Raw genomic sequence first — 25,592 nt, forward strand, 5'->3', positions numbered from 1 at the left:
GCCCGCGGCATGGCGCTGCTCGGCAAATACACGCTGATCGGCGAGGGCGTGCGCGGCTCGCTCGCCAAGCAGCTGATTTCGAAGTTCGATCTGTCGAAAGACCGCGACGTCCAGAAGTTCGGCATCGGCCTGAAAGAGCTCTGGCAGGTTAAGCCCGAGAACCACCGTCCGGGCCTGGTGCAGCACTCGTTCGGCTGGCCGCTCGGCATGAAGACCGGTGGTGGTTCGTTCCTGTACCATCTGGAAGACAACCTCGTCGCGGTCGGCTTCGTCGTGCACCTCAACTACAAGAACCCATACCTCTTCCCTTTCGAGGAGTTCCAGCGGTTCAAGACCCATCCGGCCATCCGCGGCACCTTTGAAGGCGGCAAGCGGCTGTCCTATGGTGCTCGCGCCATCACCGAGGGCGGCTACCAGTCGGTACCGAAGCTGTCGTTCCCCGGTGGCGCGCTGATCGGCTGTTCGGCCGGCCTCGTGAACGTGCCGCGCATCAAGGGCAGCCACAATGCGGTGCTGTCTGGCATGCTGGCGGCTGACAAACTGGCAGAAGCGATCGCGTCGGGCAGGGCCAATGACGAGCCGGTCGAGATCGAGAACGAATGGCGCCAGACCGACATCGGCAAGGACCTGAAGCGGGTCAGGAACGTCAAGCCGCTGTGGTCGAAGTTTGGCACGGCGATCGGCGTGGCACTCGGCGGTCTCGACATGTGGACCAACCAGTTGTTCGGTCTGTCGCTGTTCGGCACGCTGAAGCACGGCAAGAGCGATGCGCAGAGCCTCGAGCCGGCAGCAAAGCACACGAAGATCGATTACCCGAAACCCGATGGCGTGTTGACCTTCGATCGTCTGTCCTCGGTGTTCCTGTCGAACACCAACCACGAGGAGGATCAGCCGGTGCATCTGCAGGTCAAGGACATGAGCCTGCAGAAGCGCTCCGAGCACGACATCTATGCCGGCCCGTCGACGCGCTACTGTCCGGCTGGCGTCTACGAGTGGGTGGAGAAGAACGGCAAGCCGGTCGTCGTCATCAACGCGCAGAACTGCGTGCACTGCAAGACCTGCGACATCAAGGACCCGAACCAGAACATCAACTGGGTGCCGCCGCAGGGCGGCGAAGGCCCGGTCTATCCGAACATGTGAATTTTGCACAGCATCGGCTTATAAAATAGATGATGTCTTCTCCGGCAACCGTTTCGTATGTTGCCTTTAGGCAGTGCACCTCATTCTGGTGCCTCGAAAATGGAGCCCACCAGTTGCCGGCGAGCCTTTCTCCGCAGCGCGCTCCAAGCCAGCCCCTTGCCCAGATAGTCAAAAGGGGTCGGCGGCCATTTCCGCGGCGTCCGGTTGACGATCCAGAAATCGGTGAGGTCGCTGCTGACGTCGTTGAGCATGTGCGAGACGGTCTGGCCGTGCAGATGGTTGATCGCCAGCCCATGGCCCCAGCACCCGCCAACATAGATCACGCGCCGGTCGCCGAGCGTCGTCAGGTGCGGCACCAGGTCCATCGTCCCGGACATGTGCCCGCCCCAAGTATGGGCGATGCGAATATCGCTCAACTGCGGGAAAATCCGCTTGAGATGCTGCAGTGAAACTTCTCCGCCCTCCGCGCTGGCCGTCGGCTCCATTTCGCCGAACATCGAGTGCCCGCCGTAATAGATCCAGTAGAACTGGATACGACCGTCGGCGGTGGGCGCCATGTAGTGGAACAGGTCGAGCGTACTTTCGATCGCATTGCCGCGCTGCCAACCGATCGCCTGCCATTGTGCGGGCGTCAGGCGCTCCGTCACCGCGCCTCGTGCGAAGACCGGGGATTGAAACCGGCGTAACTCGCGTCCGACAGGGCCTTCAAGCATGTGGGTGAAAGCGTTGGTCGCGATCACCACCGTGCTTGCAAGAATCTCCCCGCGCGGAGTGACGATCCGGACGCCCGATGCCAGGCGCTCGATGTGAATGGCGGGGCTGTTTTCGTAGACACGCGCGCCGGCGGCCTCCGCGAGGCGTTTCAGTTCGCGCACCTGCTTGCAGGGGTTAAGCAGGCCAAGATTGGGATCGAACAATGCCGCCTTGAAATTCGGATTGCCGGCAAATTCCGCCTGCAAGCTAGGCCCGTCCATCCACTGCAGCCCCTGCATGCCGAACTCGGAGTACATCGCCTGCAGGGCGCGGGCGTCGTCTACCCAGCGTTCGTCGAAGGCCACCCGCATCAAACCCGGATGCCGGTAGTCACACTGGAGCCCGTTGCTCTCGATGATCTCGCGTGTATAGACCATCGCGCGCAGACAGTAATCGAACGCCGCCTTCGAGCGCTCGAGGCCGTATTTTCGGCGGATAGTGAACTGATCCATACCGAACTGCGGCATGATCCAGCCAGCGGCGCGGCCGCTGGCCCCGAAACCAACGATCTCGCCTTCGATCAGCACGATGCGGCCGGTACCGTCCTTCGCCGCATGCCAGGCAGTGGACATACCGGCGATCCCACCGCCAATGATGGCGACATCGCAATCGATCCGCCCATCCACGGCATGGTTCGGGGCATACATGCCGTAGTCATGCAGCCAGAAGGATTTTCCCGAATGGGGCGCTGATCCGTGAGCCTGCATGATCACAGTGCCTCGTGTCAGTTTGACTGGGGGAGATAGGCGACGGCCGTCGTCTCGACGCGGATCGCCGGGCTGGTAAAGCCGACTACTTCCATGCCCGCGACCGAGGGCCCCTCCTCGCCGTAGAAGGCCTGGCGATGCGGGAACAGCGTCTCGTTGAACTCGTCCACACTGACATTGTAGTAGATGGTTTCGCTGACCACATCGCGCGGCGCGCCGCCGGACTTTGGCAGGATGCTGCCGAGGATCTCGTAGATCCGCTTCATCTGCGCGGCCGGGTCGTCGGCATGGATTTCGTTGCCTTCGTCATCTGTGGACGTCAGGCCACCGATGAAAAGATAATCGCCGGCACGAACGGCCATTGACATACAATAGTGCTTCTCCATCTCAGGAAGCATGTGGAAAAATAGCGGTTTCTTTGGCATGTCAGTTCCTGGTCGAAAATTAAGATATGATCAAGGCAGTGTGGCTTCACTCGATGCGGCGTTAGCCAGTGAGACCGGGCGGCGCCTTAAAGCGACGTGAGGACGTTGGGTTTGAGGCAGAGCGCATTTCAGTTTCCACCTTGTCCGCAGTTAGCAGGCCGGACTCGATTGCGCCGTCCATAAAGCCTACCCAATTTCGCCCGAGATAGTCGCCGGCGAAATGGACATGGCCGTCCGGCGTCTTGAAGGCCTTTGCGATCCGCACGTTCTGTGTCGGCCGCGCCATGTGCCAGGTGCCAAGTGAGAACTCGTCGTTTGCCCAGTCGTGCCCGGTGGTCGAAACGGCCTTCAATTCGGGGTGAAGGCTGGCAAGCACCGCGTTGACTTCGTCGAGGTTCTTCGGGTCGAAAGCCGCGCCATCCGTGCCGAAGCCGACGTAGATGCGGGTTTCGCCCTCTACACGGATGGGGTTGAGGAGGCTAAGTGGTGTGCCGGGCGGAGCGATGACGGCATGGCCGGTGGCTTCGCCTTCCGTGCGGAACAGTACTTTCATGCCCTTTGCGGCATGTTCCTCGTGCGAAAGGACTAGTTTGTCCTGCGCAAGCGCCGGCGTGAACCGGATGTTTTTCAGACAGTTCATCGGGACGGCGCAGACTAGTTTCTTCGCCGTGAAGCGACGGCCGTCACGGGTCGTTGCTGTGACGCCGCGCTCGTCCTGCACCACGTCGGCGACGGGGGAGTTGAGGCGGATGTCGAGATTGGCGCGTTCCGCCATATAGGTGATGAGGGATGTAACGCCACTGTCGACCTTGTAGCGGGCGAGGCAATCGATCATCAGCCCAATATCCCAGCCGGAAATGGACCACCAGCGCAGCTGGGACAGGTATCCGGACTGGTCCAGCGGCGCGTTCGTCTGGGCACTCACCTCAGCGGCGAAGGCTGCTTTCTCGAGCGGCGATAGGCCCATCCGGTCGAGTACGTCCTGAACGCTCAGCGTGTCGAGTTCCTCAGCCTCTGCGATCGCTTCGAGACTGTAGGGCCTGTCCATGCGCGGACCATCCGGCGTATCGCCGGCGAATTTCTTCCAGGCACTTTGAAGGATCGCCCGGAACTCACGGAACTCGATGTCCTGCGGCTTGCCGTCTACCCAGATGGTGAGCGGCGGCAACCAGGGATCTTCATGCAGCTTCAGGCCGGAGCGAACGAATTCTGCCCAGACATAGGGCTGGAACCAGTGGATCCACGTACAGCCCAACTCAACCTTATGGCCGTCGAGGTCCGACGTCCAGGCGCGCCCGCCGATGCGATCTCGCGCCTCAAGCACGGCGACCTTGTGGCCGTTGTTCTTCAATTCGCGGGCCGCCGTGACGCCGGCGAAGCCGGCACCAAGCACGATGACGTCGAAATCGGTTTCTTGTTCCATGCAAATTCCCCCTCAATGACGGCATGCCGTGATCGGTGACGGGCTCGCCGATGCGGCAGTCGCGATCTTGTGAAGCCCGTAAGATCGCCTCCTCAAGCGCCCGAATTTATTATTCAAAGTTATATTACGACTGGGTATACGGCAAGCACCGTTCAATCTCTGCGCGCCATTTAGATGTCGCCGTTTCTAATAAAAGGTTAGCGCGGAAGGCGGGCGATGAGGCTGGGAAACTTGAGAAAATAACTTTTCAATCAATCTGTTGACGCAAATCGCTTTGAGGGCCACCCAAAACTCTCTCTGGCCGGATGGAATAATGAAAGCATTTGGCGTTTGGGGGCTTACCTTGTCTTGATATTTCACGGTATGAATAATTAATGTGGTGAAACCTACTCGAAACAAGGGTCCAGCAAATGAAGCGCTTTCGTATTGGTCAGATCGTTCCGAGCTCCAACATCACGATGGAAACGAAAATACCGGCACTATTGCGGGCTCGCGAACTCGTGTCGCCAGAGCGGTTCACTTTTCACTCCTCCCGCATGCGGATGAAGCATGTAACCGCCGAGGAATTGAAGGCCACAGGGACAGCGACCATTGCCCCTCGAACTTTCGGACGCGCGCGTCGATGTTATGGGTTATGCCTGTCTGGTAGCAATCATGGCAATGGGGCATGGCTACCATCGCCAGTCACGGGAGCGCCTGCACAAGGCGACGGTCGACAACGGCAATCCGGCACCAGTGGTGACGTCGGCCGGTGCGCTGGTCGAGGGCATCCAGGCGATGGGCGCGAAGAAAATCGCGCTCGTCGCGCCTTACATGAAGCCGCTCACTGAGCTCGTCGTGGACTACATCCGCAACGAAGGCATCGAGGTCAGCGTCTGGCGGGCGCTGGAGATCTCTGACAACCTCGCGGTGGCCGCCCACGATCCGATGAAGCTGCCCGGCATCGTCCGTTCGATGGACACAAGCGATGTCGATGCCATCGTGCTGTCCGCCTGCGTTCAGATGCCCTCGCTGGCGGTTGAGCGCGCCATGGATCGTCAATGCGCCGATGAACTGCCGCATCTTCGAAACATGGGTCGACACCCAGCTTGCCCCGACGTTGTCAAAAGGCGATGTCGTCATCCTCGACAATGTCGGTTTCCATAAAAGCGAGCGTGCCGAACAGTTGGTCAAGGCGAAAGGGGCGTGGCTTCTCTTCCTGCCGCCTTATTCGCCGGACCTGAACCCCATCGAAATGGCATTCTCAAAACTCAAAGCGCTTCTGCGAAAGCGAGCCGCTCGAAGCTTCGATACGATTACGCAGGCGCTCGGCGACATCATGGGCCTCTTCTCAGTCGCAGAATTCCTCCGTGAGAAGGCCGAAGGTTACATCGAACTGCGCCACTCGCTCGGCTACTCTTTTCAGCAAACACGCCGGCACGTTGCAGGCTTTCGCCCGCTGCGTTGAACGCGCTCAGTTCGATCCGCCCGCCACCCGGATGATGGCGAGGTCGCCCCACAGCAATCTTGGCTCTCTACTCACGAGGGGATGCTGCAGCGCCAATGCGATGCAAGCTATGCGTGTTTTCATGATATTTTCAAGCAGCCCCATCAGCAAAGCGGACACCACAAACGCCAGATGTATACCGGTCAATACCATGAGCTGGGAGCTCTCGTATTGGCCCGCGTTCAGAAAAATTTGAAGCAGATGTATCGACGAGATAGCAACGATGGATGAAGCGACCTTGATCTTCAAGCTCCCGGAATCAAGCTTACCCATGAACGAGACCTCGCGGTCGTAGTGTTTCTCCGCTTCATCAAATCGACTTACGAAGTTCTCGTAGCCAGAAATCATCACCATAACGATCAGCCCGCCGACCAATGCGCCATCAATCAGCCATAATATAGACAGGATCATGTCTTCTGCGCTGTCATCCAAAACAGAACCCGCTAGCTTGATGAATTTCCATCCGAATGAAACGCTATAGAGCGCCAGCGCTGCAGCTAATCCAAAGTAAAAAATAACGAGTATCCAGCGTCTATACAGAATGACGCGCTCGATGAGCATTTCCAATGACTTCATAACTATACATATCTACTCGGTTTCTGGAGAGGATGCATCGTCGATTTTATATTTGCTTCAGGAGATTAAAGGTTCGGCGCCCGTTCTCTGATTGCAAAGGGAGGCGGGAGTGCCGGTGATTCAGACACTCCCTAAAAGCTCAGCTAGGCTCTCTTTCAGGCATGGCAGAAGAATGATGCGACGAAATCAGCCATTTGCCGTTCTTGAATTCGTAGGTGAAGGTATAACGCGCAGGGACCTCGGTGCCGTCCTTCAACGTAAAGGTGTAGATGCCCGTGTCGATGGCATCGTTGCAGCCGAGTTTGATCGTCCGGCTGTCGATTTCCCCCTTGGGATGCTTTTGCAGGAATTCAGCGAAGTATTCGGCGCGTTCCTTCTGGGTCAGGCGTGGTTTGTTCGAAAGCGTAGGCAGAAGAAGGGCATCAGCTGCATAATTTTCTACGACCTTTTCGGGATCAAGCGTCGATAGAGAGGCATTCCATCGATCAAACAGATGCTCGACCTGTGTTTTAGTGATCGGCGTGCATTCGGTGGCAAGGGCCGGCGTCGCCAGCAGAGCCGCGAAGGAAGCGGCGAGTAAGTGTCTTTTCATCTCAGTCTCCATCAACGTTTGTTTTCTATCCGCAATGCGGAGGCGCGACGTAGTTATCCCAGCCTATGCAGTCCAGATCGTTCCGAATGATTTGTGGTCGCCGGGCGCGAACAGTGCGCGATATGGATAAGTTGAGCGCAATTGGGAGCTCTTCGGCGGCGGAAGTCGGCTCGGCGGAGCGATATCCGGTTGCTTAGTCTTACTGAGTCACAAATCCTGGGATTCTCGCTGAGCAATGCTGTGCTAGCGTAAGCGATTCGTAGTCAGCAGGAGAACGCTGAGATGAATGGCCTGAGCATGGGAAGTGAAGCAGCCTTTGCGGCTTATGTCCATAAGCCGGTCGATGTGATCGGGCACGCCGATCGGGCGGAGCCGCTCAACGATTATTGCCTCGGACTAATGCTACCGGTGGACCGCAAGAGTGTCGAGGCTCTGGCGGCGGCGACGGCGCCAGCGCGGGCATCGGCCAACCGTGTCTGACGAGGCTCTCCTGGCGCGGGTTCGTGACTTGGTGCTGCCGCTGATCGAGCAGAATGGGCGTATTGAGGCTTAGATCGTGGATGACACCGGGTTCCCCAAGAAGGGCAAGCATTCGGTCGGGGTTGCGCGGCAATATTGCGGCCAGCTCGGCAAGCAGGACAACTGCCAGGTCGCGGGCAGCCTCTCGATCGCCAACGTCGCGGCGAGCTCGCCGATTGCCTATCGGCTGTATTTGTCCGAGATCTGGGCCGATGATCCCGCGCGGCGGCGCAAGGCGAAGATCCCTGACAGCGTCGCGTTCCAGACGAAGCCCGTAATCGCGCTCGACCAGATCCGCGCCGCTCAAGCGGACGGAGTTGCGCCCGGCGTGGTTTTGGCCGACGCCGGCTATGGCGCGGACGGCGCATTCCGCACCGGCCTGTCGGCGCTCGGCCTCGACTATGTCGTGGCAACCGACACTTATTAGTGTCTGGCGACCCAGCGAGGAACCATTGCAGCCCAAGCCCTGGCGTGGAAAGGGTCGGCCAACCCCGCTGATGCGTCGCAGTCCTGAACACAGCCCGATATCGGTGAAAGCGATGGCACAGGAGCTGCCGCACGAAGCCTGGCAGACCATTGGCTGGCGGGAAGGAACGAACACTGATCTCAGTTCCCGCTTTGCCGCCGTGCGCGTCAGGCCCGCCTCCAGGGGTTACAATTTGACTGCCCCCGTGCCGAGGAATGGCTGCTGATCGAATGGCCCGAGGGCGACACCGAGCCGCTCAAGTACTGGCTCTCCACTCTCGCCGCCGACGCTTCGCTCGCAACGCTCGTCAGCACCGCCAAGCTACGCTGGCGTATCGAGCGCGACTATCAGGAACTCAAAGCAGGAACTCGGGCTCGGCCATTACGAGGGGGCGCGGCTGGCGCGGCTTCCATCATCATGCAAGCCTTTGCATTGCCGCTAACGGATTCCTCATCTCCCAAAGGGAGAAGATTCCCCCCTCAGCGCCGAACAAAACCAAAAACCGCCCGGAACCTAACGTTCCCGAAGGTTACCGACCCCGCGGATCCCCCGATCCGACCCGAACGACACACGCCAAATTCGATCGCAACCGTCCGTAGGCACTTGACCGTCGCACTCAGTCGCAACCTTCAGAGATGTCCATGCTGCACCAGGATCAATGCCGCTAAAATCTACAAACTTGTGACGCAGTAAGATTAGCAGGCTGTTTAAAAAGAAGCTGGCCTGGAGGCTTTCGCCGTGATTTCACTCACGTCGAGTTTTGGAGTCATGCATGCGCGGCGGCGATGTGAGGGCGGGTGAACTCTTCAGCTATGTCGATCTGGAGGATCGAGTTCGTCGTGATCATCCACTGCGCAGAGCACCGCCCGCCTCATGTCCGTGCCCGGCGTGGGACCGCTATGGCAGTCGAGGCTTTCGCGCCCACCATGGTGACCTTCAATGACGACCAAGAACGAAGATTACAAGGATTCCGCTCTGGCTGCAGCGTAGCAGGTGATGAGCTAAAGTCAGGACGGATCGTCGGCGTGTGAGGAGGTCAGCGAACGGTAAGGACGAAAATCGGTGAGAGTAGGGCTCGTCGAGCTGACTTTGCACGAGGTCCGCGTAGCTCCATACCGGCCAGCGGTCGTATCCGTGGCACCCCTGGTCACGGTGGCTCGTTCAAGTCCGTGAGATGCTGTCCAAAGGGCGCTGATTTTCTGCAGTTATTCTGGTGCTTCCTCTAATCGACTTCTAGAAATCCCTCGAGGATCGATCTGCGAGTCATTGTTGGCGCAGCCTACCGGTCCCGCACGTCGATCTTGCAAGCCTGAAGGCTTTGGCAGGATTGTCGAAAGATGCTCTTGCGTGATCACAATCTGCGTTAATGGGCGCAGCATTGGTCTCTCACGGAACGAGTCGGAGAGATATCCAGCCCCGCCAGTCCATGACATATCAGTTCGATCTGTTTTCGGCCCGGGAAGACAGCGGGGACCCTGCATTGGCCGGAGGAAACACACCAGGCGCTGACGGCGCTCATGGTGTGCGCGTTCTTCGATCACGCAAACTGCGTGGGGGTGCCTCACACCAGAAGGAAGCCGGTCATGATGCATGAGAAGATCGGCCCGCATGAGCGGAAGGCCGTCCTATAAGTTCGGTTGTCCACGGCTCACCAGGTTCTCCACAATCGCGAAAGCGGCGCCCTCCAATATTCCACGCGCGACCGGCTGGCAGCGCCTGGATAGGCGCACATCGACACTACCAACGGGGCGGGCGTCAACCAAGTGCTCATCTGCTGCTTTTTCGGCAGCAGGGAAGAACCGTTTCATGACGCCTTCCGTCCAGTGGAGGAGTGTTACTTGCCGGGGCGGCAGCAAGTTCTTTGGACGTACGCCCGGCGGCTTCGGTTATACTGCCTCCGGCCATTAACCTCTGCTGGTGTCCAAATATGGCGGACCTCGGATTAATTATTCAATAGTATAAAAGATTTCCGCTACGAATCCCCATGTACGTGGACAATTCTTGATGAGGTTGACAATTTCAGCATTGTTAATTATTCAAGAATGGAATAAACATGGGACATGGTACGATAGAGATGTGCTTTTTATCTATTGAACAACCATGCCACCCCGACGCTGGCTCGGTTGGGCGCTCGCAGCAATCGGTGGTCCGCGCGGCAAGGCGATCGTGCCACTAGAAAGTCCAAACCTTGATCATCCGCTTGGCCGTGTTTCCGATGGCTTGAATGCCGCGCCGATTGCGGGGTCGCACGACCCCTTTCGACAGGTCAACTTCGGTCGTCACCGGCGAAGCGGCCTGGATGCGCCCGACGAATTCGGAGGCCGTGCATTACCTCGCAAGCCTCGCTGCCAAAGTTGATAATACACCTCTGGAAGAATTAGGATTTATGGGAATACCCACTTGATGATGTGTGAGATGAAATTCCGACGCCATCCCCGACACGATAGTGGCTTGGATGGACTTTCAAGATTAACAAAGAAACCTCTTACCACGCGATAAACCGATAATTTCGAGAGGTATAATAAGTATGTCAAACAAGGTTGGGGCACCTCGGGAGATCAATACGGGCGAGTCGCGTGTGGCGCTGACACCTGACAGCGCCGTGCAACTTGCGAAACTTGGCTATAGCAGCATCATCGAAACGGGTGCTGGCGTTGCGGCTGGTTTCTCCGATGATGCCTATCGCGCCGCAGGCGTTGAGGTGGCCCCGTCGGCAGAGGCGCTGTGGGCTTCGGCAGATGTGGTCGTCAAGGTACGGCCGCCCGAACCGAGCGAGGTCGCGTATCTGTCTGCGGACAAGACGCTGATCTCGTTCTTTTATCCCGGCCAGAATACCGAGCTGCTGGAGCTTGCCAAGGCGAAGGGCGCCAACGTCATCGCCATGGACATGGTTCCGCGCATTAGTCGCGCCCAGAAGATGGATGCGCTGTCGTCGATGGCCAATATCGCCGGCTATCGCGCGGTGATCGAGGCCGGCAACAATTTCGGCCGGTTCTTCACCGGCCAGGTGACGGCGGCCGGCAAGGTGCCGCCGGCAAAGGTCCTGGTGATCGGTGCGGGCGTTGCCGGTCTTGCCGCGATCGGTGTCGCCACCTCGCTTGGTGCACAGACCTATGCCTTTGACGTGCGTCCCGAGGTTGCGGAACAGATCGAGAGCATGGGAGCCGAGTTCGTCTATCTCGATTTCGCCAATGGTGAGGGGGGAGGTCAGCAGGATGGCGCTGCCACCGGCGGCTATGCGGCCCCGTCTTCGCCGGAGTTCCGCGAGAAGCAGCTTGCCAAGTTCCGCGAGCTTGCGCCTCAGATCGATATCGTCATCACCACGGCGCTGATCCCCGGTCGCGACGCGCCCAAGCTGTGGCTGGCCGACATGGTCGCGGCGATGAAGCCGGGCTCCGTCGTCGTCGACCTTGCCGCCGAACGTGGCGGCAACTGCGACCTGACGGTCGCCGACCAGAAGATCGTTTCGCCGAACGGCGTCACCGTCATCGGCTATACGGACTTCCCGAGCCGCATGGCCGCGCAGTCCTCGGCGCTCTATTCCACGAACATCCGCCACATGATGGCCGACCTGACGCCCGGCAAGGACGGCACGGTCGTGCACAATATGGAGGATGACGTCATCCGCGGTGCGACCGTCGCCTTCGACGGCGCGATCACCTTCCCGCCGCCGCCGCCGAAGATCGCGGCCATCGCCGCGCAGAAGCCGAAGGAAAAGGTGAAGGAGCCGACGCCGGAGGAAAGGCGCGCCGCGGAAGCGGCAGCCTTCAAGGCGCAGACCAAGAGCCAGCTGGTGCTGCTCGCCGTCGGAACGGCGCTGCTGCTCATCGTCGGCGCCTATGCGCCGTCCGCCTTCATGAGCCACTTCATCGTCTTCGTGCTTGCCTGCTTCGTCGGCTTCCAGGTCATCTGGAACGTCTCGCACTCGCTGCACACGCCGCTGATGGCCGTCACCAACGCCGTCTCCGGCATCGTCATCCTCGGCGCGCTCCTGCAGATCGGCTCGGGTAGCTGGCTGGTGGTGGTGCTGGCGGCGCTTTCGGTGCTGATCTCCACGATCAACATCGTCGGCGGCTTCCTCGTCACCCGGCGCATGCTCGCCATGTTCCAGAAGTCGTGAGCGGGAGGAAACTGTCATGACCATCGGTATCGTTTCGGCCGCCTACATCGCGGCAGCAGTTCTCTTCATCCTCTCGCTCGGCGGCCTTTCGGGCCAGGAAAGCGCCAAGCGCGCCGTCTGGTACGGTATCGTCGGCATGGCGCTTGCCGTCATTGCCACGGTCTTCGGGCCTGACGTCGGCAACTGGTTCATCGTCGTGCTGATGATTGCCGGCGGCGCGGTGCTCGGCGCCTATGTCGCCGCCCGCGTGCAGATGACGGAGATGCCGCAGCTCGTCGCGGCGCTCCATTCCTTCGTCGGCCTTGCCGCCGTCTTCATCGGCTTCAACGCCCATATCGAGGCGGCGCATGTCGCCGGTCTCGATGAGGCCGCCCGCTCCGCGCTGACCGGGTTTGCGGCGATCCTCGCCCACAAGGAACCGGTCGAATTGTCGATCATGAAGGTCGAGGTCTTCCTCGGCGTCTTCATCGGCGCCGTCACCTTCACCGGCTCGGTCATCGCCTTCGGCAAACTCGCCGGCAAGGTGGACGGCAAGGCGAAGAAGCTGCCCGGCGGCCATGCGCTCAATGCCGGGGCGGCCCTTCTTTCGCTCGTGCTGCTGGTGCTCTACGTCAATGGCGCCGGAACCTGGACGCTGCTGGTCATGACGCTCGCCGCCTTCTTCATCGGCTACCACCTGATCATGGGCATCGGCGGCGCCGACATGCCGGTGGTCGTGTCGATGCTCAACTCCTACTCCGGCTGGGCGGCCGCCGCCATCGGCTTCACGCTCGGAAACGACCTGTTGATCGTCACCGGTGCGCTCGTCGGCTCCTCGGGTGCGATCCTCTCCTACATCATGTGCAAGGCGATGAACCGCTCTTTCGTGTCGGTCATTCTCGGCGGCTTCGGCGCAACCACGGGTCCGGCCATGGAAATCACCGGCGAGCAGATCGCCATCGATGCCGATGGCGTGGCCGCAGCCCTCAACGACGCCGACAGCGTCATCATCGTGCCGGGCTACGGCATGGCGGTGGCGCAGGCCCAACAGTCGGTCTCGGAACTGACCCGCAAGCTGCGGGCTGCCGGCAAGAATGTGCGTTTCGCCATTCACCCGGTTGCCGGTCGTCTGCCGGGCCACATGAACGTGCTGCTTGCCGAGGCCAAGGTTCCCTACGACATCGTGCTGGAGATGGACGAGATCAACGAGGACTTCCACGAAACGGATGTCGTCATCGTCATCGGCTCCAACGACATCGTCAATCCGGCGGCCCTGGAGGATCCGAACTCGCCGATATCAGGCATGCCGGTGCTCGAAGTCTGGAAGGCCAAGCAGGTGTTCGTCTCCAAACGCGGGCAAGGCACCGGTTACTCCGGCATCGAGAACCCGCTGTTCTACAAGGACAACACTCGCATGTTCTATGGCGACGCCAAGAAGAGTATCGACCAGCTGCTGCCGGCGCTGGCATGAGCGGGGAATTCGCGATGAAAAAAGGGATCCCCGAAAAGTTGGAGCTCGATACGACCGCCTTGTGGCAGGAAAGGCCCGCGCCAAACAATGCAAGCGCGGCACGCACCTCCAACGGGATCGCTCCCGCCACCTAGGCCATCTCGCTCGCGTCGTAGCCGCCCGCTACGGGCAGAGTCGAATATGAAGTTCAGAGGTTTTGGCAGTGAAAGTTGGTGAGTGACTGAAAACTGCGCTTTGAAAGACGATGCTTCGACGAACTAGTTCGTTTGATTGGCCGTTGCAATTCCGAAAATGGGCTGTGTGTTACATTTTTGCTTTTGTGAGATCAGTTGTAGGCAAAGCAACACTGCTCAAATCACCGTCCAGTTCCATAAACTTGATTATGCGATATGATATAACATAACATGTGGATGATTGATGAAAGCAAGTATGCTTCCCCCTTTTGAAAAGGCCTGCCTTCGGTGGGTGGCTCAAGGAAAGACACTCGCCGAAATCGCCTTGCTTGAGGGCAAGAGCATCTCTGAGATCGAGCTTTCCCTTGAGCGCGCCCTTGTGTCGCTTGAGGCAAAATCAATTGCGGAAGCCCTTAGGAAAGCAAACCTTTCTGAGTCCGATTGATTTGACAGGATCGCGATGTGGGTACCGCGTGAATGTGGGGATTGCCTCAGGTCTGTAAGCGCGAAAGCCGTGCGGCGAAGGTTGGGTCCCAAACGGAAGCAAGCCAATCCCGCTCCCTTTTGATGGCGTCCTGGCCCGGTTCCGGATCTTCCACGATCAACCCACGAGGGGTCCGCTAGCAAGCTGCGGCCGCTTCCGCTTCGCGTCGCGGTGATCGCGCCCGGACCCCGTGCCTTTTGAGGAGCCATCGAGCGGGAATTGGCCCGCTCCCGAAGGAGCCTCTCACATGTCGCACGATCTCTCTCTCGCCCAGTCCCACGCCTTCCAGCTCTCCCGTGACCTAATGGTCCCGGTGACCCTCTTCGAGGTCGACGGCGAATACGGCGTCCTTCCGTCCGACGAGATCGACGCCGACGACGACCTGGCGGTCGTGCATGAGTACATGCCCTGGCCGGCCCATTGAGCCGGCTTTACGCCCTTGGCGTGCCGCTTGCGAGCGGCAGGCCGCAAGGGAAGCTCCGCCGCGGCCGAGCGCTGGCTTGCATGATCCGACAATTGCATGCCCGCGCCCTTGCGGTCTTTGCTCTTCGCGGCCTGCCGAAAGGCGTCGGTGAACCAACGGGCAGGCAAGGATTATGGAGGCCGATCGCTGGGCGATCGGAAGAAAGATGAAGAGAAGAGAGATTGAAGCGCTGCGCGAGCAGGTCAGTTGTGCGGCGGTGCTTGAGCATGCCGGGTTTGCAATAGACGCGAAGGAGAGCACGCGGCGGGCGGTCAAGTTCCGGCGCGGCGGCGAGATCATTATCGTCACCTATGAAGGGCGCGGATGGTTCGACCCTCTGTCCGAAGCGAAGGGCGATGTGTTCCGGCTCGTCGAACACCTCGATCATGTCGGTTTTCTCGAAGGCGCCGGGCGGGTTGCAGATCTCGTCGGGTTTCAGATCACGGAGCCGGAGTGGCAGCCCGGAAGGGATGGCGAAAGATGTGACCTCTCGCTTCCCGATCGTTGGCAAGCTCGCCGCCGTCCCTGGCCGGATTCATCGACATGGCGCTACCTCAACGCTGAGCGTTACCTTCCAACCTTTTTGCTCAAAGCGGCGATCAAAGCGAACCTGCTGCGGGAAGGTCCACAAGGCAGCATGTGGGCGGCGCACAGAGACCATGCCGGGGTTCTGACCGGCTGGGAGTCGCGCGGTCGGCAATACCGGGGTTTTGCCTCCGGAGGAATGCAGGTCCTTTTCCGTCTCGGTTCAGACAGCGCATTACGCCTGGCTGTCACGGAAGCCGCAATCGACGCCATGAGCCTCGCGGCGATCGAAGGTTTGCGGGAGGGCACACTTTATCTCAGCACTGGTGGCGGCTGGTCGCCGACCACGGAGGCGGCGATGCGGGAGTTGGCTGCAAGGCCTGGCGTCCAGATGGTTGCGGCGACCGACGCCAATCCTCAGGGCGACATGTTTGCCGAGCGACTGCGGGCGCTCGCCGAGGATGCAGGCTGCGACTGGGCGCGGCTTCGGCCGCCCGAGGAGGATTGGAATGAAACCCTGAAGATCAGGGAGGAGGAAAAGAGGGAAAGGAAAGAAGGAGAAGGCGTGCCGGATTCGCGCCGCCCGCGTCAAGGGAGGCTGCGCCCGGCTTAAGCCGGCCCTTGACCCCGGCAGCTGCGATGCCGGCGGCCCGGAAGTGGTCATGAAGGACTGAAGAGGATGGCAAGGTCGTAAGGACAGTGCTGCGCTTCGGTCCGCCTCCGAAGGAGCCGCAGATGAACCCCTCTCCCGCAGTCCGAAAAGTCTTCCAGGGCACCGCAAATCGTTCGCAGATGTTCCGCATGTTCGACCGTCATCACCAACGGCCCAACCGCTGGGACGACGACGCCACGCCGCTCTATGCCGGCGAGTGGTTCGAGATCGGCGAGGCCGAGCACGACTATATGTTCGAAATCCTGCCGCCGCTCTGGATCCGCGGTTCGATGTTCGCGATGCGCGAGTTCCTCACCGGCTCGGTCACGAGTGTCTTCTTTGCACTCCGGATTGACGAAGCGATCCGCTATTTCCACGGCTATTGCGACCTTGCCGATCAAGCCTCCGTCGAGGCCATGCGCGTTGCGATTATCGAGCGCGAGAGCCGCCCGGTCCGGGCCATGACGCGCGAGGAACGGCTCGAGCATATCTGGAGCAGCACGGCGGACGACTATCGCGGCTATGCCGGCGAGCGCTGGCCGGAGGCCTCGCGCGGCAAACGCACGGTGATGCTCTACGGCGGGAAAGGCGGCACGTTTCTGAAGCTGCTGGAAGACCTCAGCGACGACGAGATCGCCGCGAAGCTGCCGGTGCAACTGCGCCACCTCCCCGCGCCGATCGCGGCTTGAGAGGAGCAACCATGCTCACCTTTCCGGTTGCATCCGTGCGCGAGGTGATCGCGCGTGGCCGCGCCGATGCCGAAGCCAATGGCGGCTTTCGCAACCCCTATTATGGACTGAAGCCTGGCAAGGACGAACAGCCGGGCGTCTTTCTGGTCGGAGATCAGGGGGTCTATCTCCTCTCGAACGGCAAGCTTGCCGGCGGCCAGAAGCCCTTCGTCGTCTATGCCGAGGAATGCAATCCTGCCACCAACGACGACTGGTTCGAGGTCAAGCGCCGGACGTTCGGTGGCGACGACGGTGTCGATTTCCTCGACGCCGGCCAGCTAGAGGCGATGATTGCGGCAAGCCCCAATGCCACGCATCTCCGCATCGCTTTCGTGGCCGACACCATGCAGCTGTTCTTGATCGGGCGCGACTAGCACTCGGTCGACCATAGCCGCGCCGCCCATGCAGGCGGCGGCACCTTCCACCTCTTCGCGTTCCCTCGACCGTCCCTTGCGGCGGCTCGATGACGCTCGCTCACAAGGAGCTTTCGATGAGCAACGATCCCTTCGGTCTCGATATATCAGGCAGCAGCGCATTGTCATCAGGCCTTGGTCTTGGCGTCACCGCGTTCGGCGGTTTTGCCGCCAATGACGACGAGCCCGATCCGACGCCGCCCTCTCCTACGCCTGCGCGGGCTCTGCCGGCGGCCAACCGGCCGCTCCCGCGAAAGCAGGGCCAGCGCGCCAACTTCTATCTCGACGACGGTGATCGCAAACTTGCCGCGACCTGGAAGGAAAGGGCGCGCATCAACGTTGCCGCGATCCTCACGGCACACGAACTCGAGAACCTGGACTTGCCCGCAACTCCGGAAGCCCAAGTGAGGCTGATCCGGTTCACCGGCTTCGGCGCCGGCGAACTGGCAAACGGCATGTTCCGGCGGCCGGGGGAAACCGACTTCCGTGACGGTTGGGACGATCTTGGTACATCGCTAGAATCGGCCGTCAGCGAGGGCGAATACGCGTCGCTTGCCCGATGCACGCAATATGCCCACTTCACGCCCGAGTTCATCATTCGCGCGATCTGGGCGGGCTTGCAGCGGCTAGGCTGGCGTGGCGGCCGCGTACTGGAACCGGGGATCGGAACAGGCCTGTTTCCGGCGCTGATGCCGAAAGAGTACCGCGGGTTGAGCTACGTCACCGGTGTCGAGCTCGATCCCGTCACCGCGCGCATCGTCAAACTGCTGCAGCCGAAGGCGCGCATCATCAATGGCGATTTCGCGCGTACCGACCTCAATGCGATTTACGATCTTGCCATCGGCAATCCGCCTTTCTCCGATCGGACGGTTCGCTCCGACCGGCACTATCGTTCGCTCGGTCTACGCCTCCACGACTACTTCATCGCTCGGTCGATCGATCTCCTGAAACCGGGAGCCCTGGCCGCCTTCGTCACCAGCGCCGGCACGCTGGACAAGGTGGATAGCACCGCACGCGAGCACATCGTCAAGTCCGCTGACCTGGTCGCCGCGATCCGACTGCCCGAAGGCAGTTTTCGGCGTGAGGCCGGTACGGATGTCGTGGTCGACATCCTCTTCTTCCGCAAGCGAAAGGCAGGCGAGCCGGAAGGTGACCTCTCCTGGCTCGACCTGCAGGAGGTCCGGCCAGCGATCGAGGACGAGGATGCAATCCGCGTAAACCGATGGTTCGCCCAGCATCCGGAGTTGGTGCTCGGCGATCACGCCCTGACCTCCGGCCCATTCGGCGAGACCTATACGTGCCGGCCACGCTCCGGCGAGGTGCTCGACGCGGCGCTGACGGCAGCGATCGCTCTTCTCCCGGAAGACCTCTATGACGGCGAGCCGACCGCCATCGACATCGATCTGGAGGACGAGCTTGCCGAGATCGTCGATCTGCGCCCCGACAATGCCAAGGTGCGCGAAGGCAGCTATTTCGTCGATGTCAGGCATGGCCTCATGCAGGTCGTTGACGGCGCACCGGTCGCGACGCATGTGCGCAAGGCTCGAAGCGCCGAGGGACTTTCGGAAAAGCACGTCCGCATCATTCGCAAGCTCATCCCGATCCGCGATGCGGTGCGCGAGGTCCTGAAAGCCCAGGAACTGGATCGCCCATGGCGCGACTGCCAAGTGCGGCTGCGGATCGCCTGGTCGAACTTTGTCCGCGACTTCGGGCCGATCAACCACACGACCGTTTCGGTGACCGAGGATCCCGAAACCGGAGAGGTGCGCGAAACGCATCGCCAGCCGAACCTGCAGCCATTTCGCGATGATCCCGATTGCTGGCTGGTCGCCTCCATCGAGGACTATGACCTCGAATGCGCAGCTCCGGCTCAAGGCGTTGCATCATCTCGATGTCCCATGGCTGCCCTCTCACATCGAGCAGCGCGAGGGCCGGATCGTGCGCCAGGGCAATCAGCACGATGAAGTCGATATCTTCGCCTATGCCACGCAAGGCTCGCTCGACGCTTCGATGTGGCAAAACAACGAACGCAAGGCCCGCTTCATTGCGGCAGCACTTTCCGGCGACACCTCGATCCGGCGGCTTGAGGATCTCGGCGAAGGGGCGGCCAATCAATTCGCGATGGCCAAGGCGATTGCCTCCGGCGACGAGCGGTTGATGCTGAAGGCAGGTCTCGAGGCGGACATTGCCCGGCTCGAACGACTGCGCGCCGCCCATGACGACGATCAATATGCGGTTCGCCGGCAGATCCGTGACGCCGAACGCGATATCGAGATCTCGGAGCGACGGATTGCGGAAGTCGGCAAGGACATCGATCGCCTTGTTCCGACGGCGGCCGACGCCTTTGCCATGACTGTCATCGGTGGGCTCTTCGACGAGCGGAAGGCCGCCGGTCGCGCCTTGATGAAGGAAATCCTCACGCTGGTCCAACTTCAGCAGGAGGGCGAAATCGCCATAGCCGCGATCGGCGGCTTCGATCTGGTCTATTCCGGCGAACGCTTCGGTAAGGGCGATGGCTATCGCTACACGACCTTGCTTCAGCGGACGGGCGCCGATTACGAGATCGATCTGGCAGTCACGGTGACGCCGCTTGGCGCGATCTCCCGCCTCGAACACGCGCTCGACGGATTTGAGGAAGAGCGGCAGCGTTATCGTCATCGACTGGACGAAGCCCACAGGCGGCTGGCTTCCTATCGCTCCCGCGAGGGCGGCGTGTTCGCCTTCGCCGAAGAACTTGCCGAGAAGCGCCGGCAGCTTCGGGAGGTCGAGGCCGCGCTTGCCGCGGAAGCGCGCAGTAGCGCCGAGCAAGACGCGCAGGCTGCGTGAGGGCAACGCGACCACCAAGAAGATCGGGGATCTGGGTGCAGTGCAGCATGTGCATGGCTGCATTGCACAATAAATGTTTCCCCTCTGATCAATAATCAGGCATTGTGCATATAGCTGATGCACATGGCGGTTTTCCTCCCAGTGCCGCCGCACCAGCTGTTCCCCTCTGGAGGTTTATTGACCTTCACACTTCATGGGCCGCGGTTTCCGCTGGCCCATTTTTTTTTGTCCTATCCATCCAGCGCTGACGCGCTCATTTCCGTTCGCGACGCGAGAGGAAGGGAGAAAAGAAGGGGAGGAACCCGGTCGCAGATCGGTCCACCGGTCGCCGCTTCCGCTCAACCGCCGTCTCCGCATCCCGGCCACTCGTCCTTCGCAAGGCGCTTCGCACCCCGCTTGTCCTTCGCAGCCGGGATGCTCGACCGCAGTTGCACCCGGCCGCCCGCTCCGCGGTCCGGAAGGTGTCTTCAGGAAAGAATGAAGACTGGAAGGACCGGCAGGAGCCGCGTCCCAAATCCCGGAAAAAGGAGCATCCCATGTATCTCATGAAGGTCGATCCGCGTGCGCTGAAGGACAATCCCGACAACACGCGCCAGTCGAAGTCGACGCCGCAGGCGGACGCCCTGCTGCTGGCGACGATCAGGGCCGTCGGCATCATCCAGCCGCCCGTCGTCTTCCCGGAGCGCGACGGCGGCAATGGTTTCATCATCGAGGCGGGGCATCGCCGCCGGCGTCAGGCGGTTGCCGCGGGCATCGACGAGATCGAGGTCCTGGTGGTCGAGGCCGCCAACGACAACGGCGCCATGCGTTCGATGGTCGAGAATATCGCCCGCGAGCCGCTCAACCCGGTCGACCAATGGCGGGGGATCGAGCGTCTCGTCGCGCTCGACTGGACCGAGGAGGCCATTGCGGTCGCCCTGACCCTGCCGGTGCGTCAGATCCGCAAGCTCCGGCTCCTCGCCAACGTCCTGCCGGCCATGCTGGATCATATGGCGAAGGGCGATATGCCGTCGGAACCGCAGTTGCGCACCATCGCCGCTGCCGCGCTCGATGAGCAGAAGGAAGTGTGGAAGGCGCACAAGCCGAAGAAGGGCGATACGGCGTCGTGGTGGTCGGTTGCCAACGCGCTTTCGAAGAAGCGGATGTACGCCAGGGATGCCAGCTTCGGTGACGACCTGCGAGAAGCCTACGGCATTGAGTGGGTGGAAGACCTCTTCGCCCCGGCCGACGAGGACAGCCGCTACACCACCAATGTCGAGGCTTTCCTCGGCGCGCAGCAGGAGTGGATGACGATCAATCTGCCGAAGAAGGGCGCGATTGTCGAGGTCAACAACTATGGCCAGCCCGACCTGCCCAAGAAGGCCGAACGCGTCTATGGCAAACCCGGCAAGGGCGACAGCACCGCCATGTATCTCGATCGCGAGGGCAAGGTTCAGTCGGTGCACTACCGGATGCCGGAAGCCCGGAAGCCGAATGGGCAGACCGGCTCGTCTGCCGACGGTTCGACAGGGGCCGATGATGAGGAAATCTCGGTCTTGAAGACGCGTCCTGACGTCACGCAGAAGGGCCAGGACATGATCGGCGATTTCCGCACCGATGCGCTTCACGAAGCACTCGGCCGCGCGCCGATCGAGGACGACATGCTGATGGCCTTGCTCGTGCTCGCCTTCTCCGGCCAAAACGTTCGTGTCGATTCCGGCGCCAACGATACTGTGTTCGGGGCCAAGCGCATGCAGCGCCACGCTGCCCGGCTCTTCTCCGAAGACGGCAGGCTCTCGTTCGACATGGAGACGGTTCGCGTCGCTGCCCGGTCCATCCTGGTCGAGGTCCTGTCGTGCCGGCGCAACATTTCGAACAGCGGCGTGGTCTCGCGCATCGCCGGCGAGGCGATCGGCGCCGATGGCTTCCTGCCGAACATGGGCACAGAGGATTTTCTCGTGTGCCTGTCGCGGCAGGCGCTCGAGGCGGCGGCAAAGGAGGCGAATGTGTATCCCCGTCCGCGGGTGCGCGAAACCCGTGCGGCCCTTGTCGATCATTTCAAGGACGTCCAGTTCGTGCATCCGGCGGCTCTCTTTTCGCCCGATGCGAAGGACGTTGCCGAATTGGTCAAGCATGCCGACCATCTCGACGATGATCGCGATGGTGATCCCGCGGGTGGCTCAGACACCGATGACGGTATCTCCTCGTCCAACGTTGCTGATCCGGATGCCGAGCAGTTCGAAGAGCCGGCAGACGGGTCCGAGAACACAGACGCGGACGAAACCGCCTATGGCATCGCGGCGGAATAGCCGCATTTCCACATCCAGCTTCACCGATCCCGCCGCCGGCCATCACCGGCGGCGCTTTCGTTTTCACAATCCGCAAAACCTGAAGGAGAAAGCGCATGTCTGCGTCCTTGATCTATGATCTCGCCCCAATTGGCTCCATCGTCGCCTGGTCGGACGGCACGCCGCGCCCGCCGGAACGCCACAAGAAAAAGCTGGCAGCCTGGGAGAACCGTAACAGCAAGGGTCGCTTGATCCGCAAGCAGGGCAAGCGCGGCATCGGCAATGTCAGCCTGTCGCCGGATTTTACCCTTCATGAAGGCGGCTTTGGCGCGGGCGGCGTGATTGCCATCCGCATTCACCGGACCTTCTCGCTCGACAGCGATCTCGCCTTCAAGGTGATCGAGCGGCCCGCGCTGGGATCCGTCCGTGTGTTCGACCGCGCTGGTGCAAACGCGGAACTCGTCCATCTGGCGGACAATCGGCAGGCAGCCGAGGCATGGCTGAGCCGGCATGGCTATCCCAATGCCGTGCTCGAGGAGGTGACCGCCGACGAGGTTGCCGCCGATCATGTCGAAGGGAGGGCCGCGGCATGAATACGCTCGTCTCCCAATCCTCCGAACTCTCCACCCCTGAACCTTCAGGGGTGGAGTTTGGTCGAAGTGCCGATGGCTTGCCTGTTGCGCGCATCGGCGATCTCGTCTTCGCGATGGTGCCGGCGCGTGACGGCCACTATTTCCTCGCCAGCGCCTGGCGCATGACGCGGCCTCTCTCCGACCTAAAGCGCGACGACTTCCATTCGCACCACGGCTCAGTCGAGGATGAAACCGCCTTCCGAGACCGCATGGTTGAGCAGGCGGAACATTGCCGTGAGTTTCGGGCGCTTGCTCGCCAGTCCGTCCGAATGAATTGCAGCACGCCCTGGGGCTCTTCCCAAGGGGCCACTATCTATGCCGACGGGATTGTCTCCCACACCACGGCCGGACATGGCGGCTTCAAGTTGTCCGCCCCCCACAACGCCTCGGTCCACCCGACGCTGCGGGCGGATGATGGCTGGTACGAGGAAGACGCCGCGTGGGCGATCGTGGCGCTGACCTTTCCGGATTTGTTCACGCGCTATGAGCGGAAGTGCGCTGACAAGACGGTCCGGGACACCTGGCCGGACGCTTGGGAAGCGATCCATGGTCGCTCGCTCCTGCCTGGCGAATCTCACGAGAAAGACGGCCAGGCATTCGTGCAGGTGCATGCCGGGGACTGGATCGTTATCTCGGCACTTCGTTCCGACCATCATCCCGGCATGACCGAGGTAATTGCCACCATTGGCGGTAAGCGCGACGAACGGGCGGAAGAAGGCCGTTTCCTGGTGCCGAGCGACGATTACGCTGTCGGCCGGTTTGGTTTCGTCATCGATGAGACGAAGCATGCTGCCTATGATGGCCCATCCAGCTTCGCCAGCTGGCGTGGGAGGGCCGCGTAATGTTCGGTTTCGCAAAACACGCCTCACAGCTCACCCGCATGGAAGCGGCGCGGCGGCAGACGCAGCATCAACTGGAACTGATCGATCGCCAGATCACGCGCCGAATGACCGCGCTCCTTCCGCTGCTTGGCCGGCGTCACGCGGGCTACCGTCGAGGCAAGCCGCCAGAGCCAGCTGCTTTCCTCGAACGCTACCGGTCGAACCTGGCGGCGCTGACCGCCGAGCGTCAACCGGAGGTCGATGCGCTCACGCGCAAACTTGTCCGGCAGGACGCCGCCATCGCGGCCATGCGGGCGCGCCGTCGGCTGCCCTTGCATCGGGTACGGGGTGGGAGTGTCCCAAGAGGAGGTGACCGCCCATGAGCACGATTGGCGAACTCGAGCGAAGGGCCGGTATCGGCTCCTCGCCTGAAGATCGGACAGCGTTCTGGATCCGCTTCCATCATCTCGAAGGGGCTGAATGCCTGAGGGCCGGTGTGGCGGAGCTCAACAGGCTGATTGCCGAGAAGGAGGCAACGCCGGTCGCGGCAAGCAATGGCACTGCGACGCGACACAAGAGGGAGAGGCTTCCGCCCTTGACCGAAGGGGAGGAGGAGGCGCTTCAGGCTTATGCCGCCAAGCACGGCCGGCGATGGAAGAGCGTTCTCAACCATGTCTGGATGGGTGGCGCTCCATATGACGACGGGGGCACGTTGCGCCGCCTGCGCAATTCGCACGGTCCGTCCTGGCTTCACTCCTATCGTCTGCCGAAGCCGCGCCCCGGCGAAAAGGCGGGTTCAGAGCCCCAGCCGGACGTGCCGGAAACATGATTCGCCGGTCAGTGTGCAGGGCTCCGGCGTCCAGCCCAGCCCCTGCAATACTCAATGCCGCGACCGCCTCTCTGGCAGTTGTGAGCCGGGTCCGCGGGGTGGCACTCCTCGAGCGGCTGCCTGCTTCAGGTGGGATCCGAGGGCTGCGGCTCGCTGAGGGCTTCCTGTTCAACGACGTCCATCGCCGGACCAGTTCCTTGCCGGCCTCCCTTCGGTTTTGTTGCGGTCTGAACCGGCGGCCGTCAGTTTCAAGGCCGCTATCGCGCCGCGGGGCGGCCGGACCACGCCGTCTTCTTCAAAGCAGGGCCGCGCGCCGCGCGAGGTCAATTTGACCTGCTTGCGCGCAGCCCGGCTCTGCTCGTCCTGGCGGGTCCGGACCCTGAAACGCCCGTCTTCTGCCGGCTCCTTTTGACCGCACCGAAGGGCAGACCGGCAAGGGCCGGAACCGCTTCGGAGGACAGCATGAAAGGAACAGCCCATGGCAAAGCCCGCAACCCAATCCCGCCACTCCGCCCGCGTCGTGCCGCTTCGAAAGGGCGCCACACTCGAAATGGTCCGGCTCACCTGCCCTGACGCCGCCCAGGCGATGGCGATCGCCGAAAGCTTCGGCACGGCCGTGATCGACGGCGACGGGATCCGCGACCTGCACGAACGCCTGATCATCGAAACTGCCGAGAGCCTCTCGGAAGGCCTTGGCGAACGGGCGATGCAGATCCACCTCCAGCGCATCGTCGGCGCCTATGTCGGATCCGCCCATGGCGCCGGACAATTCTATTCCCGTGCCGTCAGCGAGGCACGCGACGCCACCGCCAAGGCAGCTAATGACGCACGCGACGAGGATCTCGATGGTCCGGTTGGCTACGACAGCGCCGCCCAGCGCAAGCGCGAATTCGCAGCCGACATGGGCGTCCAGGCCCATTCCCTTCGGATGGCCGCGGAAGGTGCCGTTGCCGCCTACGAGCAGATCGTTGGAGAGGTCTGGAAGCCCTTCGATCGCCCGGTTGAAAATCCCGGCGCATCGCTCGACCGCAAGGCGGCATCCGCACAGTTGGCGGCCTTCGACTGACCGCAACGGCGGGGCTTTGGCCCCGCCTCCTCTTCTCTTTCCGATCGACAGCTGGT

General features: G+C 61.4%; 20 protein-coding genes and 4 pseudogenes. 18 read left to right on the top strand and 6 right to left on the bottom strand.

All coding sequences use genetic code 11. The features are described 5' to 3' along the window. On the top strand, nt 1-1,140 hold a 1,140-nt coding region (locus tag ACTJKE_RS22865; protein WP_440692554.1), incomplete at its 5' end, for an electron transfer flavoprotein-ubiquinone oxidoreductase. 80 nt (nt 1,141-1,220) lie between these two features. Here ACTJKE_RS22865 and ACTJKE_RS22870 read toward each other — a convergent pair. The 3 genes from ACTJKE_RS22870 to ACTJKE_RS22880 all read right to left on the bottom strand — a co-directional run bounded on the left by ACTJKE_RS22870 (nt 1,221) and on the right by ACTJKE_RS22880 (nt 4,448). Then, nucleotides 1,221-2,600 (bottom strand): NAD(P)/FAD-dependent oxidoreductase, encoded by a 1,380-nt coding sequence (locus ACTJKE_RS22870; protein WP_427143581.1) that lies wholly within the window; start codon nt 2,598-2,600, stop codon nt 1,221-1,223. Between the two features lie 17 nt (nt 2,601-2,617). Beyond that, complete coding sequence (locus ACTJKE_RS22875; RefSeq protein ID WP_440637129.1) at nt 2,618-2,968, bottom strand: RidA family protein; 351 nt, start codon at nt 2,966-2,968, stop codon at nt 2,618-2,620. 118 nt (nt 2,969-3,086) lie between these two features. Further along, nucleotides 3,087-4,448, bottom strand: coding sequence for a flavin monoamine oxidase family protein (locus ACTJKE_RS22880; protein ID WP_427143579.1), 1,362 nt, complete (start codon nt 4,446-4,448; stop codon nt 3,087-3,089). Between the two features lie 458 nt (nt 4,449-4,906). Here ACTJKE_RS22880 and ACTJKE_RS22885 point away from each other — a divergent pair. Both ACTJKE_RS22885 and ACTJKE_RS22890 read left to right on the top strand, forming a co-directional pair. After that, nucleotides 4,907-5,489: pseudogene (locus tag ACTJKE_RS22885) on the top strand (maleate cis-trans isomerase family protein); the annotation flags it as partial. Nucleotides 5,490-5,496: 7 nt separating this feature from the next. Further along, on the top strand, nt 5,497-5,895 hold the full coding sequence (locus tag ACTJKE_RS22890) for a transposase (RefSeq protein ID WP_440637126.1): 399 nt from the start codon (nt 5,497-5,499) through the stop codon (nt 5,893-5,895). A gap of 6 nt (nt 5,896-5,901) precedes the next feature. Here ACTJKE_RS22890 and ACTJKE_RS22895 read toward each other — a convergent pair whose 3' ends face one another. Continuing rightward, nucleotides 5,902-6,510 carry a YqhA family protein gene (locus ACTJKE_RS22895; RefSeq protein WP_427143578.1) on the bottom strand — a complete coding sequence of 203 codons (609 nt, stop codon included), beginning with the start codon at nt 6,508-6,510 and terminating at the stop codon, nt 5,902-5,904. Between the two features lie 139 nt (nt 6,511-6,649). After that, entirely contained in the window at nt 6,650-7,102 is a 453-nt protein-coding gene (locus ACTJKE_RS22900; protein WP_064334239.1) for an SgcJ/EcaC family oxidoreductase, read from the bottom strand. A gap of 297 nt (nt 7,103-7,399) precedes the next feature. Between ACTJKE_RS22900 and ACTJKE_RS22905 the strand changes: the two are divergent. From ACTJKE_RS22905 to ACTJKE_RS22965, 13 genes and pseudogenes are all read left to right on the top strand, one after another. Then, nucleotides 7,400-8,686, top strand: a pseudogene (locus tag ACTJKE_RS22905) (IS701 family transposase). A 1,928-nt stretch (nt 8,687-10,614) separates the two neighbouring features. Beyond that, nucleotides 10,615-12,207, top strand: a complete 1,593-nt coding sequence (locus tag ACTJKE_RS22910; protein WP_440692556.1) for a Re/Si-specific NAD(P)(+) transhydrogenase subunit alpha — start codon at nt 10,615-10,617, stop codon at nt 12,205-12,207. Between the two features lie 16 nt (nt 12,208-12,223). After that, nucleotides 12,224-13,657, top strand: a complete 1,434-nt coding sequence (locus ACTJKE_RS22915; RefSeq protein WP_440692558.1) for an NAD(P)(+) transhydrogenase (Re/Si-specific) subunit beta — start codon at nt 12,224-12,226, stop codon at nt 13,655-13,657. Between the two features lie 417 nt (nt 13,658-14,074). Then, nucleotides 14,075-14,275 carry a LuxR C-terminal-related transcriptional regulator gene (locus ACTJKE_RS22920; protein ID WP_427143198.1) on the top strand — a complete coding sequence of 67 codons (201 nt, stop codon included), beginning with the start codon at nt 14,075-14,077 and terminating at the stop codon, nt 14,273-14,275. Between the two features lie 286 nt (nt 14,276-14,561). After that, complete coding sequence (locus ACTJKE_RS22925; protein ID WP_183940258.1) at nt 14,562-14,738, top strand: hypothetical protein; 177 nt, start codon at nt 14,562-14,564, stop codon at nt 14,736-14,738. A 172-nt stretch (nt 14,739-14,910) separates the two neighbouring features. Next, nucleotides 14,911-15,915 (top strand): DUF3991 and toprim domain-containing protein, encoded by a 1,005-nt coding sequence (locus tag ACTJKE_RS22930; protein ID WP_427143199.1) that lies wholly within the window; start codon nt 14,911-14,913, stop codon nt 15,913-15,915. Between the two features lie 122 nt (nt 15,916-16,037). Next, nucleotides 16,038-16,643: a DUF1419 domain-containing protein gene (locus ACTJKE_RS22935; protein WP_427143200.1), complete on the top strand. Its 606-nt coding sequence runs from the start codon at nt 16,038-16,040 to the stop codon at nt 16,641-16,643. Between the two features lie 11 nt (nt 16,644-16,654). Further along, nucleotides 16,655-17,056 carry a DUF3085 domain-containing protein gene (locus tag ACTJKE_RS22940; RefSeq protein WP_427143201.1) on the top strand — a complete coding sequence of 134 codons (402 nt, stop codon included), beginning with the start codon at nt 16,655-16,657 and terminating at the stop codon, nt 17,054-17,056. A 116-nt stretch (nt 17,057-17,172) separates the two neighbouring features. Then, nucleotides 17,173-18,951 (top strand): annotated as a pseudogene (locus ACTJKE_RS22945) (lactate dehydrogenase); the annotation flags it as partial. Continuing rightward, nucleotides 18,950-19,921: pseudogene (locus ACTJKE_RS22950) on the top strand (lactate dehydrogenase); the annotation flags it as partial. The pseudogenes ACTJKE_RS22945 and ACTJKE_RS22950, both read left to right, overlap by 2 nt. Nucleotides 19,922-20,457: 536 nt before the next feature. Further along, nucleotides 20,458-22,209: a ParB N-terminal domain-containing protein gene (locus tag ACTJKE_RS22955; protein ID WP_427143202.1), complete on the top strand. Its 1,752-nt coding sequence runs from the start codon at nt 20,458-20,460 to the stop codon at nt 22,207-22,209. Nucleotides 22,210-22,304: 95 nt separating this feature from the next. Beyond that, entirely contained in the window at nt 22,305-22,781 is a 477-nt protein-coding gene (locus tag ACTJKE_RS22960; protein ID WP_427143203.1) for a hypothetical protein, read from the top strand. Further along, entirely contained in the window at nt 22,778-23,662 is an 885-nt protein-coding gene (locus ACTJKE_RS22965) for a DUF7007 domain-containing protein (RefSeq protein WP_427143204.1), read from the top strand. Before ACTJKE_RS22960 ends, ACTJKE_RS22965 begins: the two co-directional genes overlap by 4 nt. Before the next feature lie 23 nt (nt 23,663-23,685). On the opposite strand, the gene ACTJKE_RS22970 is transcribed toward ACTJKE_RS22965, so the two are convergent. Then, entirely contained in the window at nt 23,686-23,979 is a 294-nt protein-coding gene (locus tag ACTJKE_RS22970) for a hypothetical protein (RefSeq protein ID WP_440637115.1), read from the bottom strand. Between the two features lie 41 nt (nt 23,980-24,020). Here ACTJKE_RS22970 and ACTJKE_RS22975 point away from each other — a divergent pair, with 41 nt between their 5' ends. Together ACTJKE_RS22975 and ACTJKE_RS22980 are read left to right on the top strand one after the other, a co-directional pair. Then, a complete protein-coding gene (locus ACTJKE_RS22975) occupies nt 24,021-24,470 on the top strand; it encodes a hypothetical protein (protein ID WP_427143206.1) in 450 nt (149 codons plus the stop codon). A 478-nt stretch (nt 24,471-24,948) separates the two neighbouring features. Continuing rightward, nucleotides 24,949-25,536, top strand: coding sequence for a hypothetical protein (locus ACTJKE_RS22980; RefSeq protein ID WP_427143207.1), 588 nt, complete (start codon nt 24,949-24,951; stop codon nt 25,534-25,536). Nucleotides 25,537-25,592: the final 56 nt, after the last annotated feature.

It is taken from the genome of Ensifer sp. 22521, assembly GCF_052044795.1.
In the GTDB taxonomy this organism is placed as follows: Bacteria; Pseudomonadota; Alphaproteobacteria; order Rhizobiales; family Rhizobiaceae; genus Ensifer.